Annotated in this window: 4 protein-coding genes; 2 read left to right on the top strand and 2 right to left on the bottom strand. The window is 63.8% G+C overall.

What is annotated here, in order from left to right; genetic code table 11:
• A partial coding sequence (locus MVC20_RS07245) for a creatininase family protein (RefSeq protein ID WP_297539866.1) occupies positions 1 to 131 on the bottom strand: 131 nt, incomplete at its 3' end.
• A 5-nt stretch (positions 132 to 136) separates the two neighbouring features.
• A complete protein-coding gene (locus tag MVC20_RS07240) occupies positions 137 to 631 on the bottom strand; it encodes a GNAT family N-acetyltransferase (protein ID WP_297539864.1) in 495 nt (164 codons plus the stop codon).
• Between the two features lie 46 nt (positions 632 to 677).
• Here MVC20_RS07240 and MVC20_RS07235 point away from each other — a divergent pair, with 46 nt between their 5' ends.
• Entirely contained in the window at positions 678 to 1,121 is a 444-nt protein-coding gene (locus MVC20_RS07235) for a GNAT family N-acetyltransferase (RefSeq protein WP_297539862.1), read from the top strand.
• Between the two features lie 32 nt (positions 1,122 to 1,153).
• Positions 1,154 to 1,565, top strand: a 412-nt coding sequence (locus tag MVC20_RS07230) for a CoA transferase (RefSeq protein WP_297539860.1), incomplete at its 3' end; no start/stop codon positions are given.

The following is a 1,565-nucleotide window of genomic DNA, read 5'->3' as shown; positions in this document are numbered from 1 at the left end:
GGACACAGCGCATCCGTGCCGATCAGCCCGTTCGGCCCGTGCTGCTCCGTCGAGCCGATGGGAATGATGATGGCTTTCGAGCGCGTGAGATAGGCGTCGATTTCCTGCCAGGTGGAATGGTGCAGCAGCATGGGGCCTAGCTCCTTGTGAGATATTCGAATTCGATTTCGTCGCGGATCGGGATTCCGTTCTCGCCCGTCATCGGGATCTGCGGTTTCAGCCTGCGGGCCGCGTCAATGGCGTTGATCCCCACCCGCGCGATCCGCATGCCGATGATCTGATAAAAGCCGATGGCGCGCAGATTGTCGTTGGTGGTCACAAGCTTTACCCGCCGCAGCCCGGCACCCCGCGCAACTCCAAACATGTCCGCCATCAGCGCCCGGCCGGTGCCCCGTACAGCCCCTGTCGCCGCAAGGGCAACGACCTCAAGCTCGTCATCCTCAATGAGATAGGCAGCACAGCCTGCAAAATCATCCCCCGCCAGGGCGACCCTGACCGGCAGGGTATAGGGATCGACCGCCCGGCCGAGCGACACGACGCTGTCTCCCCAATGCTGCCGCAACAGATCATGCGCCTGCGCCAGCAGCGCATCATCCGGGTCCGCAATCCGTATGTCGGGCAATCGGGTCATCACGCCCAAGCTTGACCCATCAGGCGCCCTGACGGCAAATCGCCCCATGTCAGAGATCCTCCTGCGCCCCGCCACCCCGGATGACGCCGCCGCCATTGCCCGCGCGTTTACGCCCGCGCGCCGGGCCATGCCCGGTGTGCCGGACATTCACACGGCGGAGGACAACCTTGCGTTCATCACCCGGTCGATGCTGCCGGACAACACCGTGACGGTGGCGGAACTCGGGGGCACCGTTGCCGGGGTCGCAGCCTATGCCGATGGCTGGCTCACCCACCTCTATGTGCATCCCGACCACCACCGCCGCGGCATCGGCGCGGCCCTGCTGGCCCATGTGATGGCATACTGCCCGCAAGGATTGAGCTTGTGGGTGTTCCAGAGCAATGCGCCGGCCCGCGCGTTTTACGAATCCCATGGCTTCCGCTGCGTCTGCCTCACGGACGGACAATCCAATGAGGAAAAATGTCCGGATGCGCGCTATAGCTGGCCATGAACCCGCCACCTGAAGAAACGGACCCGCATCCCATGACCGCCACCAAATCGCCTGACACCGAAAACACCGGCCCGCTCGCCGGGGTGACAATCGTCGACTGCACCTCCGTGGTGCTCGGCGCCTATGCCATGCAGATCCTGGGTGATCTGGGGGCCGAGGTGATCAAGATCGAGGCACCGACGGCGGAAGGCTCCCCCGGCGGCGACATCCTGCGCTGGGGCGGCAAGTCACCCAAGGGCCCCGGCATGGGCCCGTTGTTCATGACCTATAACCGCAACAAGCGCTCGGTGATGCTCGACCTCAAGAAGGAAGAAGCCCGCGAGGCACTGCGTACCCTCATCAAGGACGCCGACGTCTTTGCCTCCAATATCCGCTATGCGGGCATGGAACGGCTGGGGATCGACTATGACAGCGTGAAGAAGATCAACCCGGAGATCGTCTATG

This window comes from Roseovarius sp., from assembly GCF_027019125.1.
In the GTDB taxonomy this organism is placed as follows: domain Bacteria; phylum Pseudomonadota; class Alphaproteobacteria; order Rhodobacterales; family Rhodobacteraceae; genus Roseovarius.
Note: the sequence above shows the minus strand (reverse complement) of the source record. Positions and strands in the feature narration are given on the sequence as shown.